Source organism: Paenibacillus stellifer (assembly GCF_000758685.1).
Taxonomy (GTDB): domain Bacteria; phylum Bacillota; class Bacilli; order Paenibacillales; family Paenibacillaceae; genus Paenibacillus_AQ; species Paenibacillus_AQ stellifer.
The window spans coordinates 551,999-570,281 of sequence record NZ_CP009286.1; the positions used below are offsets into that span (position 1 = coordinate 551,999).

General features: G+C 57.1%; 17 protein-coding genes and 1 pseudogene. 12 read left to right on the plus strand and 6 right to left on the minus strand.

Annotation, left to right across the window (positions count from 1 at the left end; genetic code table 11):
• Positions 1–65 precede the first annotated feature (65 nt).
• The 4 genes and pseudogenes from PSTEL_RS02685 to PSTEL_RS02700 all read right to left on the minus strand — a co-directional run bounded on the left by PSTEL_RS02685 (position 66) and on the right by PSTEL_RS02700 (position 4,176).
• Positions 66–1,049 carry a polyprenyl synthetase family protein gene (locus PSTEL_RS02685; protein WP_038693312.1) on the minus strand — a complete coding sequence of 328 codons (984 nt, stop codon included), beginning with the start codon at positions 1,047–1,049 and terminating at the stop codon, positions 66–68.
• Between the two features lie 7 nt (positions 1,050–1,056).
• The gene (locus PSTEL_RS02690; RefSeq protein WP_052098147.1) at positions 1,057–1,518 is read right to left on the minus strand and encodes a hypothetical protein; all 462 of its coding nucleotides are present in this window, start codon (positions 1,516–1,518) and stop codon (positions 1,057–1,059) included.
• 190 nt (positions 1,519–1,708) lie between these two features.
• Positions 1,709–3,591, minus strand: a pseudogene (locus tag PSTEL_RS02695) (FAD-dependent oxidoreductase).
• A gap of 48 nt (positions 3,592–3,639) precedes the next feature.
• On the minus strand, positions 3,640–4,176 hold the full coding sequence (locus PSTEL_RS02700; RefSeq protein WP_038693313.1) for a hypothetical protein: 537 nt from the start codon (positions 4,174–4,176) through the stop codon (positions 3,640–3,642).
• Positions 4,177–4,859: 683 nt separating this feature from the next.
• On the opposite strand from PSTEL_RS02700, the gene PSTEL_RS02705 reads away from it, so the two are divergent.
• The 7 genes from PSTEL_RS02705 to PSTEL_RS02735 all read left to right on the plus strand — a co-directional run bounded on the left by PSTEL_RS02705 (position 4,860) and on the right by PSTEL_RS02735 (position 13,558).
• Entirely contained in the window at positions 4,860–5,138 is a 279-nt protein-coding gene (locus tag PSTEL_RS02705) for a hypothetical protein (RefSeq protein ID WP_038693314.1), read from the plus strand.
• A gap of 132 nt (positions 5,139–5,270) precedes the next feature.
• Complete coding sequence (locus PSTEL_RS02710; RefSeq protein WP_038693316.1) at positions 5,271–6,677, plus strand: sensor histidine kinase; 1,407 nt, start codon at positions 5,271–5,273, stop codon at positions 6,675–6,677.
• 121 nt (positions 6,678–6,798) lie between these two features.
• Positions 6,799–8,064, plus strand: a complete 1,266-nt coding sequence (locus tag PSTEL_RS02715; protein ID WP_038700016.1) for an MFS transporter — start codon at positions 6,799–6,801, stop codon at positions 8,062–8,064.
• A gap of 44 nt (positions 8,065–8,108) precedes the next feature.
• Positions 8,109–8,771, plus strand: a complete 663-nt coding sequence (locus tag PSTEL_RS02720; protein ID WP_038693317.1) for an oxidoreductase — start codon at positions 8,109–8,111, stop codon at positions 8,769–8,771.
• 60 nt (positions 8,772–8,831) lie between these two features.
• Entirely contained in the window at positions 8,832–9,212 is a 381-nt protein-coding gene (locus tag PSTEL_RS02725) for a RidA family protein (protein WP_038693318.1), read from the plus strand.
• A 450-nt stretch (positions 9,213–9,662) separates the two neighbouring features.
• The gene (locus PSTEL_RS02730; protein WP_038693320.1) at positions 9,663–12,752 is read left to right on the plus strand and encodes a DEAD/DEAH box helicase; all 3,090 of its coding nucleotides are present in this window, start codon (positions 9,663–9,665) and stop codon (positions 12,750–12,752) included.
• Between the two features lie 50 nt (positions 12,753–12,802).
• Entirely contained in the window at positions 12,803–13,558 is a 756-nt protein-coding gene (locus PSTEL_RS02735) for a hypothetical protein (protein ID WP_052098148.1), read from the plus strand.
• A gap of 205 nt (positions 13,559–13,763) precedes the next feature.
• Here the strand turns inward: PSTEL_RS02735 and PSTEL_RS02740 are convergent, their stop codons facing one another.
• Positions 13,764–14,375: a GTP pyrophosphokinase gene (locus tag PSTEL_RS02740; RefSeq protein ID WP_084065360.1), complete on the minus strand. Its 612-nt coding sequence runs from the start codon at positions 14,373–14,375 to the stop codon at positions 13,764–13,766.
• 259 nt (positions 14,376–14,634) lie between these two features.
• Positions 14,635–14,928: a hypothetical protein gene (locus PSTEL_RS02745; protein WP_038693322.1), complete on the minus strand. Its 294-nt coding sequence runs from the start codon at positions 14,926–14,928 to the stop codon at positions 14,635–14,637.
• A 127-nt stretch (positions 14,929–15,055) separates the two neighbouring features.
• Here PSTEL_RS02745 and PSTEL_RS02750 point away from each other — a divergent pair, with 127 nt between their 5' ends.
• From PSTEL_RS02750 to PSTEL_RS02770, 5 genes are all read left to right on the plus strand, one after another.
• Positions 15,056–15,823, plus strand: coding sequence for a zinc ribbon domain-containing protein (locus PSTEL_RS02750; protein ID WP_038693324.1), 768 nt, complete (start codon positions 15,056–15,058; stop codon positions 15,821–15,823).
• Between the two features lie 39 nt (positions 15,824–15,862).
• A complete protein-coding gene (locus PSTEL_RS02755) occupies positions 15,863–16,705 on the plus strand; it encodes a TrmB family transcriptional regulator (RefSeq protein WP_052098150.1) in 843 nt (280 codons plus the stop codon).
• A gap of 42 nt (positions 16,706–16,747) precedes the next feature.
• A complete protein-coding gene (locus PSTEL_RS02760; protein WP_038693326.1) occupies positions 16,748–17,053 on the plus strand; it encodes a hypothetical protein in 306 nt (101 codons plus the stop codon).
• Positions 17,054–17,154: 101 nt separating this feature from the next.
• Entirely contained in the window at positions 17,155–17,736 is a 582-nt protein-coding gene (locus PSTEL_RS02765) for a xanthine phosphoribosyltransferase (RefSeq protein ID WP_038693328.1), read from the plus strand.
• Complete coding sequence (locus PSTEL_RS02770; RefSeq protein ID WP_038693329.1) at positions 17,733–18,191, plus strand: GNAT family N-acetyltransferase; 459 nt, start codon at positions 17,733–17,735, stop codon at positions 18,189–18,191. Before PSTEL_RS02765 ends, PSTEL_RS02770 begins: the two co-directional genes overlap by 4 nt.
• Positions 18,192–18,283: the final 92 nt, after the last annotated feature.

Consider the following 18,283-nt stretch of genomic DNA (forward strand, 5'->3'; position numbering starts at 1 on the left):
AGCAAATTATTGCCGATGGGTGACGGCATGAGAGATGAGGACAGAAGCTGGAGCGCAGGAGGCGGTCAGTTGTCTCTGCCCGAGAAATAGCGGAGCAGCGTCTCCAGGTCGGCATAGGCCGGGAAGTTCCGGAGCCGCAGCTGCGCGATGTCGGCCGCCTGCTCCAGATAGCGCCGGCAGGTCTCCTCCGTGCGCTCCAGTGCGCCGCTGCCGGCAATGGCAGCGAGCGCCTCCTCAATCTCTTCCTCGGAGGAATGGGGGCCGACGCGCCGGATGACAGGCGCGAGCTCCGGATTCTGCAGCGCGTACATAACCGGCAGCGTAACCTGTCCATTCCGGAGATCGCTTCCTGCCGGCTTGCCCAGCGCCTCTGACGACTGGGTGAAGTCCAGCAGGTCGTCCTGAATCTGAAAGGCGATGCCGAGCGCTTCGCCGAAGACATACAGAGCGTCGGCTGTCTCCTGCGCGCCTTCCGTAGACAGCGCGCCAATCCGCAGGCAGGTTGCCATCAGCATCGCCGTCTTGTTCAGGGATTTCTCCACGTATTGCTCCAGAGTAAGTCCGTAATCATAGGCATGCTCCATCTGCTGATACTCGCCGATGCACAGCTGGGCGGTGGCGACAGCTGAGAGATCATGCACATAACGGTTCTTGTCTCCAGCATGCTGGCTCAGCAGTTCGATGACCCGGGCCGACATATAGTTGCCGATATGCACGGCGGGAAGAACGCCCGTCCGGGTATGCAGGGCGGGCTGACCCCGCCGCAGCTCGGCCCCGTCGATAATATCGTCGTGAATGAGCGAGGCGGCATGAATGAATTCCGCCGCAGCCGCAAGCTGGAAGGTGCGCCGTCCGGGCTTCTTCTTGCCAAACCGGCCGCCCACGATAACCATAAGCGGCCGAAGGCGCTTGCCGCCCGAGCCGATAAGCTCCATAATTCCGGAACGCAGCGGCGAATCGGCCGGCACATCCCGGTCGCTCGTTACCAGCCGCTCGATTTCGCGGTTGACTTCACTAATCTCGATATGCAAGGCTTCGTGCAGTTTCATGTCGGGCCTATCCCACCTGTTCTATCGCTTTGGCCGGACGGCCGCTTTTTTTGAATTCCTTCACCAGATGCTGCCCGATTAATCCGGCGTAGTCTGTCTCCCCATCCTGTCCGCAAGAGCGGGCAATCTGTTGGCGTTTGACATATGGAGCCAGGAACGCGACAAGATCAAGCTCCCGGTGCTGAATGGCGAACTGGAGATAGAAGCTGTACAGATAATCGCCGTCCAGTACATGCCGGACCAGATCCTGATCATCGTGGTTGCATTTCATATGGCTTCGGGCAGCCTCGGTCAAAATAATATAGAGACCGGCAAGACAGACGCGGCGCCGGGCATCCATTTCGAAGCCGTCCAGAACGGCGAGCAGCCTGTCGCCTTCTTCCGCTTCGAAAGAAAGCTGTATTCCGGCAATAGGCGACAATTCGGCCTGGAGCAGCAGCAGAGCATCTTGAGTGAGATGTCTGTTCATGAGATTCACTCCTTCTTGTCGGTTTTGCCGGGGGCTGCTCGGTGGAAATGGGTCATCCCTACAAAACCCTTTAAATAAGGAGAGTAATGTGCCTAAGAGACACATTACTCCAAGAGAACGGCTATTAAGCTTGCCAACCACATCAAAACTACATATTTCTAATATAAGCTTGCTTATTATAAGGAGCGGATCAGTCGGTGAACAGATACCAGCGCCTTACGAGCGGAATTTTCTTCCACTGCTTCTTGAGCCAAGGCAGGACATAGTAGTCAAGGCTGAACACGCTGCCGGCTCCGCCGACGCATGCGATTGCCGCACCTACATACCACAGCATTTCCGTGGATGCCATCTTGGTCGTCCAGATCATGACGGCCATCGCGATCGTTCCCAAAGAGGCGATAGCGGTGAACAGGCCGACGATCAGCATGACGCCAAAGATGATTTCGGCGCATACCATGCCAAGCTGGAACCATTTGGCCAGGAACGTGAAGTGGCCGTCCGGTTGATAGAACAGCAGGTCCATGAACCAATTGGTGATGTTGTAGATAAATTTCGGAACAGGAAGCGCGGAGACGGCTTCCGAAGCCGATTCAACTGCCGAAGCCGCCGATTGGGCGTCAACCGTATCCTTGACGTTGCTTACCGCTTCACTGGCTGCCGAAGTGGCATCCTGAAGATAAGGAGCCGCCGGAATCAGGAAGATCTTCGTCCAGCCCTGATCAATTATCTTGTTCAGCTTGTCTATACCTTCATACAGCCACATGCCGCCGAGAAGGATGCGAAGCGGAACGAGCCAGAAGTTGGGCGAACGCTTGGAGAAGTAGCCGCCGACGAAGCTTCTGCGGTTCTCCACATGGAAGAACTCGTGCATCATGTAGGTCCATACTTTGTTGAAGCCGACAACGCCGGCAGGTAGTAAATGTTGATCATATGCTTGGCGAACATTGCCATGAAGCCGGTGAGCATGAACATTTTGTTCGGAAGACCCACGTTGGCTACGCCATAGCGGCTGCCGATCGAGACCATCGTTCCGTGGAATGCCGGTTTGTAAGTTTTCTTCGCGGTACCGTTGATATCGGCTACGATGTTGCCCGCGATCAATGGAGCGGCCAACTCGGCGTTCTCTACCATCTGGGGAACAGGACGCTCTTCGCCTTCCGCGATATAGAAAATGTTGTCGCCGACAACATAGACATTCTTGTGGTCGACGCTTTCCAGATGTCCGTTGGTCACGATCCGCTTGCGGCCCTGCTGCTGGACATCCATAGTGCCTACAAGTTCGGAGCCTTCGACGCCGGCTGTCCAGACGATGGTCTGGGCTTCCACAACGTTCTTCTCGCCGAGAGCGACGCTGCCTTTGCCAACTTCGGTAATCTTGGCGCTGGTCACGATTTCCACGTTCAGCTTGCGAAGATGGGCTTCGGCTTTGCGGATCAGCTTATCCGGCAGGATAGGAAGAATCTTCGGCGCCATATCGGCGACGATCAGCCGGACTTCTTCCGGATCGATATAGAATTCCTTGCACAGCTCGTCGCGGTACTCGGCCAATTCGCCCACCAGCTCGACGCCTGTGAAGCCTGCGCCGACAATGACGAAGGTCAGCATGGAACGGCGAACAGCCGGGTTCTTCTCCTTGGCGCCCTGCGTGAACATGTCGCGGATTTGGCGTTTCAGCGCCACCGCGTCGTCGTAGGACCAGAAGGAGAACGTATTCTCCTCGGCTCCCGGGATGCCGAAGAAGGTCGGCTTGCTGCCTGTGCCGATTACAAGGTAATCATATTCATATACGGCCTTTTCGGATGACAGTTTCTTGCCTTTGAAATCAATATTACTGATTTCGTCAAGCACCACGTCTACCTTCAGCCCCGCAAAGATCTTCTTGAGATCGATCTTGATCGAGTCTTCCGGTGCGCGGCTGGCGGAAACCTCATGCAGCTCGGTCAGGAGCGTGTGGTAAGGATTCCGGTCGATCAGCTTGATTTCGACATCCTTGTTGTTTTTCAGTTTCTTGGCGAGCTTCTTGGCGGTAAGTACGCCACCGTAACCTCCGCCGAGAACAACGATTCTCTTCAAGAGTTATTCACCTCATTCGTCTGATTAACTACAGGGAACTGCTATATTTTATTTTGCTCCCTCAAGCGCTTTTTGTACCAAAGTCCAGTATTCGCCGACGCTGATCGATACGCCGGAGATGGCATCGGTCTTGCCTTCCGCGTCAAAGGCCGGAGCGGCGCTTTGGTTAGCCATGTAGAATTCCTCGGCTTTGGCGATTTCCTCATGCCATTCGCCCTGAGCCTTAGGGTTCTTCTCTTTCATGCCATATTTGCCGGCTTTGGAGTATTCCTGCTTGTCATTGCCGTCTTTGTCAACTCCAGTGAACTTCACAGCGGATACGACGCCGTTAGTTACAGTTACTTCAGCTTTAGGTTTCCAGCCAGTTTCGGCGTCCATTTCGCCTTCAGCGGTATATGTGCCGTCTTTGTACTGGGCTTCAGCAGCCGGTGCTGCGGAAGCAGGAGCTGCGGATGCCGCAGCGGAAGGAGCGGCAGATACGGATGCGGATGCTGCTGGAGCGTCGGCGTTGTTGTTATTGCCGCAGCCTGCGGCGAGCAGGCCGAGAAGAATAGCGCTGGATGCGATTGCTGTTGCCTTTTTCATGAATAATGACCTCCGAAGAAAATTTAAAAATCTATATATTAAAATGTAAAACATTTTAATAGCCCTGTGATGTGACAAATATCACTTTTATTGTGAAGGAACTCACAGTCATCTAGTTCTAAATACCCTCTCATTTACTATCGGCAGAGGGCGGGAAGAAGTGAATCGTGAGAATTGAATATTTAAAATTTAATTCATGTAAGATTTGGACACACAATACCGAATAATTTAGTGAAAAAAATCACTTTTATGTTCATTACTTATTTATAGTATATCGATTTTTTCTATGAATGGGTAGTAAATAATAGTTATATTTTTGGATTATTATGTGACAAAATCCGACGCGGTTCGATGAAGGCTCCAATGAACACCATGTAAGGGGGGGCGATTCACAGCTGCTGGTGAAGGGTAATTTACAGTGAATATTAACGATAACCATCTGCCATGAGGGTGCAGAATGCCACTAAAGGAAAGCCGGGAAGCATCGTTTTGGACTAACCGGCGGTATTCGGATGAAATTAGCGGCAAGCAAGGATAACGGCGGACAGGCTTCAGGAGCGTGCGACCATTCCTAGGAAGCAGGGGAGCCTGTGATCATCTCAGCCTAAGGCGTTCCTCCAGCGGATAAAGGCAGCGTAACGAAGGCAACCGGTTCTTTATTATTAATAAGGAAGGCGATGTCTATGTACAATTCCTATGTAATTACCGGGAGAATTATCGAGATCCGCAATGACCATGTGCTGGCAGAGCAGGGCGACATCATTTCGAGCTATCACTCCAGGTATTACATGCTGCCGGATGAAGAGGCATGGACAGAGGAACCAAGTTTTGAGGCCGGATCTCCGGCCATAACTCAGGAGAAGCTGCCGGGCACTGTACACCGTTTACCGGAAGGACGGAGCAAGTGGAATCTGGGAAGACTTCGGCTGTTCCCGATGAAGAAGAGCGCAAATCGAATCTGATTTGCGCTCTTTTCCTACACGCGGACGCACCGCTTGTGCTCAGGCTATGACAGCCAATAGAGTTAATTTTTGCTGGTTAATATGATAGGATAATAGTGAGAAATACGATCTGTCTCGAGCAGGAGTGAATTCATGGAATACATAAAGATTTTCTTCGTCAACACGGCACTGCTCATAACACTGGCCTATTTGGCCAATTTCGTATATAAGCATATCGCTTTCCTAATCCCGCCGAGAGCCAATCGCTGGATTTGGGTAGTTGTAGCGATTTTTGCCGGATGGCTGAGCTCCTTTTTCGGCTATCGCCTGAGTGATCACGTCATTTTCGATCTGCGCATTGTCCCTTTGATTATCACTACCCTCGCTTTTCCGCAGCCAATGATTCTGATTATAGTTGGTGTAGGCATCGGCCTAATGCGGCTGACGTTCGGAGTATCCCCGGCTGCAGCGGCCGGCGTCATCAATCTATCCATTATTGGGTTTGTCTGCGCCGCTGCTTCCCCGTGGTTCCGCCGTTCTTCTGCTCCCCTGACGATAAAGGGCTTGGTCGTTATTCTGGGTGTCAATGTTCTGAATGCAATCAACATTAGCATATTCGGCGTTATCCCCGCTTATAAGTACATGACCGAGATTGTGCCGTATACCCTGCCGGCAGGGACGATCCTCAGCATTCTGTTCTGCCTGATTGCCCGTGATTTCCATCTGGAGCACCGGCGCATGAAGCAGATCGAGCAAGCCAACGAGCTGCTGTCGAAGCAGACGGAAGAGCTTCATAAGAACAAAATCGTGCTGGAGGAACGGGCGAAGCAGCTCATGCTGGCTTCCCAGTACAAGTCGGAGTTTCTCGCCAACATGTCGCATGAACTGCGGACGCCATTGAACGGCATCATCAATCTGTCCGAGCTGATCGCCGAGAGCGATTCCTCCTCCGATCCGGAGGATCTGCGTACATACGGGAGCATGATCCGCCGTTCCGGCGGAGAGCTGCTGATGCTGATAAGCGATATTCTGGATTTGTCCAAAGTGGAGGCAGGGAAGCTCGAGGTGCTGCATGAAGCGGTGAACATCACCGAGATTCCGGTGCAGCTGTCCGGCCAGTTCGAGCTGGTCGCCCGGCAGAAGGGCCTTGATTTTCAGGTGAATCTGGAGGAGGGACTTCCCGAGACGATCTATTCCGACTCCCAGCGTATCCAGCAAATTTTGCGGAATCTGCTCTCCAACGCCTTTAAATTCACCCATCAGGGAGGCGTGTCTCTCATTATCCGGGGGGAGAAGCGGCTGCAGGGATCGCGTGAGGCTTTGTGGATGGTCTTTGAGGTGCAGGACAGCGGAATCGGCATTCCCAAGGACAAGCATACGAGCATCTTTGAGGCCTTTCAGCAGGCGGACGGCACGATCAGCAGACAATACGGAGGCACCGGACTCGGCTTGTCGATCAGCATGAATTTGGCCCGGCTGCTAGGAGGCTTTATTTCGCTGGAGAGCCAGGAGGGCAAGGGCAGCATCTTCTCGTTGCATCTTCCGGCAGAAGCCCAGTAGAGCGCGGTCTGCGAACCTCCAATATTATTTGTAACTATCCCTTATTGACGCATGGTTAATGGCGTGTAGAATGAAGCAAAAGCCGCGTCGAGGGAGTGTATACATTACAATGGGCATCGTCATGAATAACCGCACGGAAGGCCGGCGTCCAAGACGAAAACGCAAATGGACCACACAGCGCAAAAACCTGCACATCGCCACCTGGGAAGGCGTACCATCAACGATCTTCCAGGTGCTGCTCCAGGGGCAATTCCTGACCGGGTTCCTCCTCTATCTCGGTGCGACTTCGGGTGAGATCGGTCTCGTGCTGGCGCTGACGACTCTGGTGAACATCGGACAGATAGCCGTCGCCTTCTTCATACAAAAGCTGGAGAGCCGCAAATGGGCGCTCGTTCTGTTTATCGGCCTGCAGCGGGTTTTATGGGTCTCGACGGGACTGGTCCCGTTTCTTTTTCCCAAACCCTATTGGGTTACCGCTTTCATTGGGCTCTACGCCCTTGCATTCATCGTCAATACCGCCGGTGGTATGCTGTGGAGCTCGGTGATCAGCGATCTGGTGCCGCCCCGGGTGCGGGGAAGATATTTCGGAATCCGGAATACGATGCTGAACGCGCTGGGCAGTATTGTCGTATACGCCGGGGGCATTGTGCTCGACATGTATCCGGGAGGCAAGGGCTTCCTTATCATATACATTGTGGTCTGGATTTTTGCAGCGCTTAACATTGCCGTATTCTTATTCTATCCGGATGTGCATTTCGAGAAGTCCGACGAGAGCAAGTTTCTGCCTATGCTGAAAAAGCCGCTTCAGGACAGCTTGTTCATCAAATCAACGCTGTTTCTGTCGCTGTGGCTGCTGCTGCAAAATGTGACTGTCCCACTCTATTCCTACGTCATGCTTCAGCTGATGGATATCAATTACCGGACGCTCTCGCTGCTGAATGTAACGCAGACCGTCTTCATGATGGCGAGCTTCTATTTCTGGGGCAATTTGAACGCCCGGTACAGCAACAAACGGCTTCTGTTCTGGACGCTTCCCATTATCGCCGTATCCTCGCTGATCTGGGGGCTGCTGTCGGTTCTGCCGACGCTTGCGGTTCTGCTGACGGCACATGTCGTCTTCGGAGTAGGTGTAGGCGGTTTCAACCAGCTGGCGTTCAATTTCATTATCGGCGACACGCCCAAAAAAGAACGGCCGATGTACATGGCGACTTACGCCGCGCTTACCGGAGTGGCAGCATTCTTCGGACCTCTTCTCGGCGGCAAAATCTACGAATGGATTGCCGGCTGGCCTCATTCGATTCAAGTGTACGGACTGCAGCTGGTCGTCGGCGGGCTGATGCTGGTGCTGATCGTCTTGATCGGCCGCCGCGTCCTGCGTGATTATTGAAGAATGACTAAACATATCTCAGAGATCGAAAGGGGGGAAAATCGATGTGCGGAACGGCAATGGTAATTGGCGCAACCGGGCTGGTCGGCAGAGAGGTGACGAATGAGCTGCTGCGCAGCGGCTGGAAGGAAGTGCGGCTGCTGACGCGAAGGCTGCTGGACATCGAGAACGGGAGGCTGATCCAGCACCTTGTTGACTGGGAGCATTTGGACGAATACGGTGAGCTGTTTCACGGTGTCGACGCCCTGTTCTGCTGTCTGGGAACGACGATCAAGACGGCGGGATCGCAGGCGAACTTCGAGCGGGTCGATCTGGAATATCCCCTGAAAGCGGCGGAGCTTGCGCACAGGGCCGGGGTGAAGCAGATGCTGGTGGTTTCAGCGATGGGCGCGAATTCGCGTTCCCGTCAGTTCTATTCCCGGACAAAAGGAAGGATGGAGGAGGGAGTAAGCCAATCAGGCATCTCCGGTGTCCATCTGTTCCGGCCGTCGCTGCTGCTGGGCGAGCGGGACGAGTTCAGGCGCGGCGAAAGGGCAGCCGCCTTTCTGATGACCCGGCTGGAATTCCTGATGGTCGGAAGAGCAGCCAAATACCGGGCGGTGAAAGGAAGTACGGTTGCCCGGGCGATGGTCCACATCGCGGAAGCTTCTCCTCCGGGCATACATGTATATCCCAATGACGTTATCCAGGCTCTTGGTTTGCAATAACCGAAGGGCGCGGCGTACAATGGGAGCAGAAATGATATCGGTTGAGAGGAGATTGTAATCATGAGCAAGAAGCAGGTATCCACGGACAAAGCGCCGGGCGCAATTGGTCCTTACAGCCAGGCAATTATCGCCGGCAACTGGGTGTACACCTCCGGGCAGCTGGGATTGGATCCTTCAACAGGCGAGCTGGCGGAAGATGTCCAGGCACAGGCGCGCCAGTCGCTGACCAATGTGCAGGCCATTCTGGAGGAAGCGGGCGTTTCCCTCGATCAGGTTGTGAAGACGACTGTATTTCTGAAGGACATGAATGATTTCGCGGCAGTGAACGAGGTGTACAGCACGTTCTTCAAAGAGCCTTACCCGGCACGGAGCGCGGTTGAGGTTGCCCGTCTGCCCAAGGACGGATTGGTCGAGATCGAAGTTGTAGCACGCCGCAAATAACGGCCGGCAGGGTGTACATAGCAATGTAGTACATAGCGACCTGCACCTCATAATCCTTTCCCGAGTCAGCCGCCTTCTGGCGGTTGAAGGGAAAGGATTTTTTAATAGCAGAAAGCATAAACTTCAAAGGTTCGACTCCCTGATATTGCAAGAAAACATCCGCTAGAAAGGGATTCGGCAGCATAAACAAGGGTATATCTGGCAGCGCACTGTGGCGGGAAAATGCTGGCGGCGGCTGCTCCGGAATCCAGCGTGAGGTTCCGTCATCCCGAAGGCCGGTACCGGCACTCAACGCTTCTCCTCCTGTTCTATGGAAAATGTTCAGAAATGTTTTTAAATCCGAAGCGTTTCGTTTAAGATGAAGATAAAACCTTTTTTTGCGCACAAGCTAGCCTGAAGCTCTGCGGCCTTTAGCGGCTGCGGATTTCGGGGATACGACAGGAGATCACGATGACTAAGCATCTGTATGCAATGTGGCTGGGGGATGTGCTGTTCTGCTTCTCCGGAGAGACTTCAGAACCCAAAGTGGATGCCTGGACCGGCGTGCTCAGACGCCTTGAGATTCAGGGAGGCCGGAGGCCATTCGCGGGTGCTGCCCTCCGTTTGGCGGAGGTGAAGTATCCTGCGGCCAGGACCGAAGGCAAGACCGGGCGCCGGCCGCTTGCCGGGCGGATGCTCGAAGGGCTTGCCCTCGCGCCGAGGGATGCGTTCGAGCTGCTCCTGGGATGGGACGAGGAGCTGTGCCGGCAGCAGGGGATCGAGCCTGGAGGCGAAATGAGCTACTGGGCTGCGGCCGCGCGCTTTGCGCTGGAGTTGATCGTGACCGGAGGCATCACACCGGGAGCGGCTTCGCCGAAGACCGTCGGCTCGCGCCGGCGGGGCGGCGAGCAGGCCGCCGAAACCCGGTGGATGCCGGTTCTGGGGACGCCGGAGCAGCAGGAAGCCTTCCAGCATTTCGCCGCATCCATGCCGGTGCTCGCGCTGGGCTCCTCCCATCTGCATCTGCAGGGCGTGGAAGCTTCTTCCCGGGAGGAGGCGGGCGCGATTGTGCTGCACTCATTCCTTCAGGCCATGATTAGCGCCGAGGTGAAGCGGGTTGTAGCAGGGATGGAGCCGCAGCTGGCGTCCTATAAATCCAACTACCGCAGAGGCCGCTCTCCGCTGACCGAGCTATGGTGGAACAGCCTGCTTACCGGAACCCGGGACATTCCCGTGCAGGGGACACCCGCAGAGGTGGCGGAGCTGCTTGCGGCGGTAGGAGGAGCAGCGGATTCGGGTATTCCCTGTGCCGGAGAAGAGGAACAGAGCGGTCAGCTCGGGCTTGGACTGCGGCTGGAGCCGCCCAAGGAGGAAGGCGAAGTGTGGCGCCTGTCCTTCTGGGCGGAAGGAAGGGAAGAGAGCGGATTCTGGCTTCCGGCCTCTGCCGTATGGAGCAGCCCGGAACGGGAGTTCACTCTGTGGGGCAAGCGCTACATGCGAATCCAGGAGCAGCTGCTGACGGCGCTGGGACGCGCTGCGGAGCAGTCCGAGGATATCGCGCGTGTCCTTGCAGAGCCGGCTCCTTCGGGAGTGGATCTGGAGCCGGAGCAGCTGTACCGGTTCCTGAAAGAGACGGTGCAGCGGTTGACCACCCGTGGCATCACCGTGCAGCTGCCCTCCCGCTGGAGCCGGGAGGGGCGCAGGAAGATCGGGATGCGGCTGAAGATGCGCCTGCCGGATACGCCGGACAAGGCGCAGCCGCTGGCGCTCGGCATGGAGGCCCTCGTATCGTTCAAGATCGAAGCCTCGCTGGGCAGCAGCGAGGTCAGCGTTGAGGAACTGAACGCCCTGCTGGCGGCCGGAGTGCCATATGTCCAGTTCCGCGGAGAATGGATCGAGGTCGATCCGAAGGAGATTCGCCAGGTGCTGCGCTATATGAAGCGCCATGAGAGCGGCGAGATGTCCGCCTCGGAATGGATGCGCCTTGAAGCCGAGCTGGAAGAGGACCGGCTGTGGAAAGGAATGCCGGTTACAGGGATGGAGACCGTCGGTCTTCTGGCCTCGCTGATCCGGGGAGATGCCGTCCGGCACCTGCCCCAGCAGTCCGTGCCGACAGAGCTTCAGGGAACGCTTCGGCCTTACCAGGAACGGGGTTACCAATGGCTAAGCGCCATGGGCGAGCTTGGCTTCGGCGTCTGCCTCGCCGATGACATGGGTCTCGGGAAGACGATTCAGGTAATCGCCTGCCTGCTGCTCAGGGAGAAGAGCCGGGACCAATCCGCCGTTAAGGAGCCGGTGCTGATTCTGTGTCCGACCTCGCTGCTCGGCAACTGGCAGCGGGAGCTGCAGCGGTTCGCTCCGACACTCAGCGTCTATATTCATCACGGCATCCGGAGGCTCCGGGGAGAGGACTTCCGCAGACAGGCTGCCGGGCATGATATCGTGCTGACCACGTACCATCTGGCCGGCAGGGACAGCGAGGATCTCGCCTCCGTCTCATGGTCGACGGTTGTTCTGGACGAAGCCCAATACATTAAGAATTACCGGACGAAGCAGGCGCAGAGCGTCATGCGGCTGTCCAGCCCTCACCGGATCGCGATGACCGGAACGCCGGTGGAGAACCGGCTCGGCGAGCTGTGGTCGATCTTTCATTTTCTCAATCCCGGATATCTGGGGACGTTCCATTCCTTTCGCGAGCGTTATGGGTCCGGGGAGGGTGCGGAGCGGCTGAGAGAGCTGCACCGGCTTGTATCGCCCTTTCTGCTGCGCAGGCTGAAGAGCGACCCCGACATCTCGAAGGATCTTCCGGAGAAGCTGGAGATCAAATCCTACTGTCCGCTGACGGAAGCACAGGCGGTGCTGTACCAGAGCGTCGTGAACGAGATGCTGGGCACGATCGGCGGCAGCACGGGGATGGCCCGGCGGGGACTGGTGCTGTCTTCGTTGACGAAGCTGAAGCAGATATGCGATCACCCCCAGCTGCACCGCAGAGACGAGGGGCGGCAAGGGCGCAGCGAGACGTCAGGGAAGCTGGAGACGATGTACGAAGTGCTCGACAGCATTGCGGAGCTTGGCGAATCGGCGCTGATCTTTACGCAATATGTGGCGATGGGCGAACTGCTGGTGAACCGGCTGGCCAAAAGATACGGCCGTACCCCGCTGTTCCTGCACGGGGGCGTGTCCAAACGCAATCGCGACGACATGGTGCGGTCGTTCCAGGAAGGCGAGGGTTCGGCGTTCTTCGTGCTGTCGCTCAAGGCGGGAGGCGTCGGCCTGAACCTGACCCGGGCCAACCATGTCGTGCACTATGACCGCTGGTGGAATCCGGCGGTGGAGAATCAGGCGACCGACCGTGCGTTCCGCATCGGCCAGCACAAGAATGTGCAGGTGCACAAGCTGATCTGTCAGGGAACGCTGGAAGAGAGAATCGACGAGCTGATCGAGCGGAAGAAGAGCCTCTCCGAGCAGGTCGTGGGGTCGGGCGAGAACTGGCTCACGGAAATGTCCGACCAGGAGCTCCAAGAACTCATCGTCCTGCAGAATCAGGACTGGATGGAATAGTTGGGGAAAGACTAGTAACGAAGAAATAAACGGCGGAGGCGGAGAGAGCTATGACCGAGACGATGAACATGCAGCTGGAAGCCGCGCCGGGGAGACTGACCGCGTTATGGACGCCCGGTGCGGGAGCGGAAGCCGGGGAGACAGGGCGCTCTGCTGAGGCCTCCCGAACTTCCCGGTCCAGACAGGTACTGAAGCTGGACCTGTGGCCGGCAGCCAAGCGCCGGGAGGCTGTGGAGCGTCTGGCGGACAGCCCGATGGAGCTGTACGGTCTCTTGAGAGGCCGGCTGCCGGACTGGCTGGCGGCATTCGGGCTGTGGCCGGACGTTGCGGAGCTGGCCGGCCAGGAGGGCGCCGGGGATGCGGAGTCCATGTCCAGGCTGAGGGCGCGGCTGGAGCAGGAGCCGCTGACCGCCCTCGCGCTCCGCGGGCTCCCGAAGGAGGAGCTGACGGGCGCGGTCTTCGCGCTCTGGGCGGAGCAGGAGCGCTTCCGGGAACCGGGCGGCGTAGCCGAGACCGGACAGCTTGCCGCCGAGCTGGCGAAGCTGGAGAAGAAGGGCGCGGCGGTATCGGCCGGCGAGTGGCTGGCCGAGGCGGCGGCTGAGGGCTCTCTTCATCAGCCGGGGCCTTCGTTTATGGAGGTCAGGGACCGGAAGGTGCCGGGCTCGCCGGATATTCCGCAGGAAGACGGCGAAGAGACCTGGGCTGCGCTGCTGCCGGGCGTCCCGGGTGCGGCGGAAGGGCTGGCGCTGATCCGCCGGCGCGCGGCGGAAGAGGCGGCCAAGCGCGCCGGGGAGTTGACGAAGTAACAGGATTTTCATGAAATCGGGGCCTGGCCGTAACCACCTCAGACGGCGGCAAGAGCTGGACCAGGCTGTAAAGCGAGAAGCCCATCTTGTAGAGCGCGAAGCCCCATCTGACGCAACAACCCCTCGGCTCCCGAAACGGGAAGCGAGGGGTTGTTCTAGGTTTGGGGTCTCTTGCGCATGCTGCTTGACCGCTCTACGATGCTTATTACGGTTCGACCGGCAGATCCACTTCGGATGCCGTCAGCTCCAGGATTTCCTTGCGCAGGCGCAGCATTTTTTGATCGAGTTCGTCGGCTGCGCGGGCTGCGCTCTTCAGTTCATCGGCGACATGGGGAGGCAGCTGGCTGTCGTACTTGTAATAGAGAATATGCTCCATGCTCGCCCAGAAGTCCATGGCCAGCGTACGCAGTTGAATCTCGGCCTTCACCCAGCGTGTGCCTTCGAGCAGGATGAGCGGCACCGCCACGATCAGATGCAGGCTCTGGTAGCCATTCGGCTTCGGATGGGCAATGTAGTCCTTGACTTCAATCACCCGGATATCCTCTCTCCCGGCAAAATGGTCGGCGAGCTGGTAAATATCCTTGACGAAGGCGCAGACGATCCGCATGCCGGCGATGTCATGGATGTAATTCTCCATGTTCTCGTAGCTGAACTCATGTCCCTTGCGCTTGATTTTCTCCAGTATGCTTGCCGGCTCTTTGATCCGGCACTTGATATGTTCGATCGGGCTGTACCCGTTGCGCATCTTCCATTCGGTCTTGAGCGTTTCGATCTTGTTCTCCAGCTCATTCAGGGCCAGCCGGTACAAGGCGGGCATCTTCTTGAACTCCTCCAGTTGTCTGGTTACGTCCCCGCTCAGTTTGTCCAAGCCCAAATCCTGAACGCGCACCTGCAGCTGCTCCAGCGTAATCAATTGGTTATCTTGTTCTTTCACGGACTCTCTCCCGGTTGTACGAATTTGGAACCACCTCCATTTTAACCGAAAGGGAGACCGTGAGCAAAAAAAGCGTCCAGCAGCCTTTGCCGCACTGGCCTGACTGCCCTGGCTTCTCGAGCGCCTTTATGCCACCGGTGATTTAACGTTCCATGTTCCCTGGAATGCGGAGCGGCGATACAGCCCCGGAGTCCTTGCTGTCCAGATTACCGATGCCGTCATCGTGGCCGCTCGATTGATGACAGAACGAACGTCGTCCGTAGTAAAAAAGTGCTTGCCTCCGCTCTCCGGCTCCCGGAGCCTGTCCCTGGAGGAGTTTCATCGGTCCCGCCTCGTCAAATTTAACCTCAAGCCCTTCCGGCCGATAATCCGGCGTATTCCGCACCAGATTGAGCTTGATGGATGCGTAATGCGAAATCGCTCTACACCGCTTCATTATCCGTCATGATATGCACAATGCGACAGGTAATGAATCTCGGCCCCGTATTTGGTATGATAGAGGCATATTCGAACGCGTACTTGGCGCAGGATCATGGCTCATCCATGAGAAGGAGGAACTATCGATGAATTTGCTGCAGCGAATTAAAGACGGAGCCAACCGGGTAAGCGAGAAGGCGCAGAACTCCGTGGAAATCGGGAAGCTGAACAGCCAAATTTCCGACATTGAACATGATATGGAAATTGAATTTACGAAGATGGGCAGACTCTTCTACGAAGGGTATCGTTCCAGGGATTTGTCGCTGGCCGAAGGAATGATGACCGAGCATTCCCGCGCTTGTCTTCGACTTCAGGATAAAATTGACGAGCTGCGGGCCAGAATCGCCGAGCTCAAGAACGAGAAGCTCTGCAAATGCGGCGCGGTTGTCGCATTGGGCGCGAATTTCTGTCCCAACTGCGGCCGCAAGCTGGAACAGTTAGGCGGCGCGGTGCCGGCTGTCTATCAGGAGAAGCCGAAGCCCGCGCCTCAGAGTGAGCGCCCGGTGCAGTATGAGGAACCGGAAGCGGAGGAGGACTACGAATCAGGGGCCCGCGAGCCGTACAGCTACATACAGGCAGCAGATGACGAGGATGAGCATCTTCCGCCGCCGCTTGACGATTACGAAGGCGGGGAAGAGCCCGGGGAGCTCGACCGGCGGATGGCCGACGAACTGGAGCGAGAACGGGAAAGGCAGCTGGAGCTGGACCGGCGCATCCGGGACTGGCAGGCCCGGGGCGGGCATGAGCATGGAGAAACGGAAGGAACGCGCGAAATGGTGAAATGCCAGATCTGCCGCGCGGATCTGCCGAAGGGCTCCATGTGGTGTCCACGCTGCGGATCGGAGCAAATTTAATACCGGCAAGGCAGCATGACTTTGGGAGGGACGATGCAAATGGAACAGCTTCTGGTACATCTTCGCAGTCTGGGCTTTACGGAAATGGAGTCCAAAATCATGGTGGAGCTGGCGAGCATCGGGCAATCGTCCGGTTACGAGGTGGCCAAACGTCTCGGCGTTTCCCGCTCCAACGTCTATGCCGCGCTTCAGCGTTTGACCCAGCAGGGATACGTCCGCTGCGGCGACGGCGAACCGGCCAGATACAGCGTACTGGCGCCGGAAGAGCTGGCGAAGATGATCTCCGGCCGGGTCGAAGCGTCGCTGACTTACGTGGAGAAGGAAATGCCGCGGGGCGGCTCGGTCAGCGCCACCTTCTACAATGTGGAAGGTGAGCGGAACGTAATGGACGCCCTGATCCGCCAGCTTAACGCTGCCGAGCATGAGATCGTCGTCGACGTATGGCGGGAAGAAGCGTCGCTGCTGCGCAGCGAGCTTGAGCAGGCTGAGCGGAGAGGTGTGAGACTGCTCTGGGCTTTTGACGGAGGGAATGCCGCAAGTCCCTATCTCCCCTGGCAGCCGCTCGCCGGAAGCGCCGAATCCGAAGGAAGAAAATTCTCCTTCGTCATCGACCGCAGATGGTGCATGCTCGGCATGCGGGGAGAGGACGGAGCCCAGGCTGTCGTAACCGAGCACCGGGTGCTGGTGGAGCTGCTGCTGGCGCATTTTACCCAGGAGATGGTGCTGTTCGAACTGGAGCAGGACATGGGGCCGGAACTGGAACGCCGCTATGGGCACCGCTACGGGGATATTTACCGAAGATATATCGGCGGGGACGGAGAGAAGTCCACGGCGGAGGAGGATATGCCGGCCGAAGAGGTAGCCGGAAGAGAGCAAGCCTAATCATCAGATCCGTATAACCAAGCGAGGGAGGTGAAGCAAGGGGTGGAGTGCATCGTTCATTTTGAGGTTGTGCATCCCGACGGGCCGAAATCGCTGCGGGGGCTGCTGTTCATTGACGATGGTGCGGTTCCGGATGAGAGCCAACTGATCGGCATGTTCAAGGATATGGGTTTTGATGTCAGGCTGGACGACCGCGAGAAGCTGATCTTCAAGCCGGTCAATCCGGCGAGCGCCTTCTCCGAGATCCGGATTACCGGGTATGATGACGGCAGCGGAAAATCCGGGGAGGATCATGACCTGAAGTCCATCGTCGGCAATCTGCTGCCGCGAAAGACTACCGGGCTTTAGCGCCGGCTCTTGAAAGGCCCGTTCTCCGCTCAGAGACATTTGAGGGAGAGTGGGCCTTTGCTGCAAGCCGCATATCTATACAGGGAGAGGGAGAAACGGCTATGAAATTGTTGAAGGATAAGGTGAAGAGCGAAGGACTGGTGCTCGCCAAGGGCGTTCTTAAGGTGGATTCTTTCCTGAACCATCAGATGGACCCGTTCCTTATGCGTGAAATCGGAAGGGAATTCAAGAGCCGGTTCGCGGACGAACGGATCACCAAGGTGCTGACGATCGAATCATCCGGCATTGCTCCCGGGATCATGACGGCGCTTGAGCTGGAGGTTCCGCTGATCTTCGCCCGCAAGCAGAAATCGCTGACCCTGACCGAAGACATCTTCGTGGAAAAGGTCTATTCGTTCACCAAAAGAGAAACCAATGAAATCACCGTATCCAAAAAATTCATCGCTCCCGGCGAGCGGGTGCTGATCATCGACGATTTTCTGGCCAACGGGGAGGCCGCCTTCGGGCTGGCACGTATTGTGGAGCAGGCCGGCGCTTCGGTGGCGGGAATCGGAATCGTCATTGAAAAATCATTCCAGCCTGGCCGGGGGCTGCTGCTGGAAGCCGGTTACCGGCTGGAGTCGCTGGTGCGCATCGCTTCACTGGATGACGGGCAGGTTGCGTTCGTCGAAGAGACGCCGTGAGGGAGCAGGCCACAGAGTTCACGCTGCAGCCTGCGCGTTCTGAAGACCGGGAGAGGCTGGCTGACCTTCGGGCAGAGGTCCTGAGGGACGATCTGACCCGGTTAGGCAGATTCGACGAGGAGAGAGTCCGCGAGCGGTTCCGGCGTGCTTTTGAGCCCCGGTGTACATGGATTATCACGGGGCCAGGCTCCGCCCTCATCGGCTGCATCGCGCTTCGGGCAGAAGCCGGGGGCCAGCTGTTGGAGCATTTCTACATCGCTCCCGCGTATCAGAACCGGGGGATTGGCAGCCGGGTCCTCGGGGCCGTGCTGGAGAAGGATGAGGCCAAAGATGCCGTGGTCCGGCTTAATGTTCTGCAGGGGAGCCCGGCACGGCGGCTGTATGAGCGCTTCGGCTTCCGGGCCTACAGCGAGGACGCTGTGGATGTGTTCATGTCGCGGCCGCCTGAAGTCTGAAGGAGGCTTGTGCTTGTCCGGTTCCTGCAGGCTGCTTGAAGGTGAAAGCTGGAGGCTGGAGGCTGGAAGCAAAGGCTAGAAGCAAAAGGCTA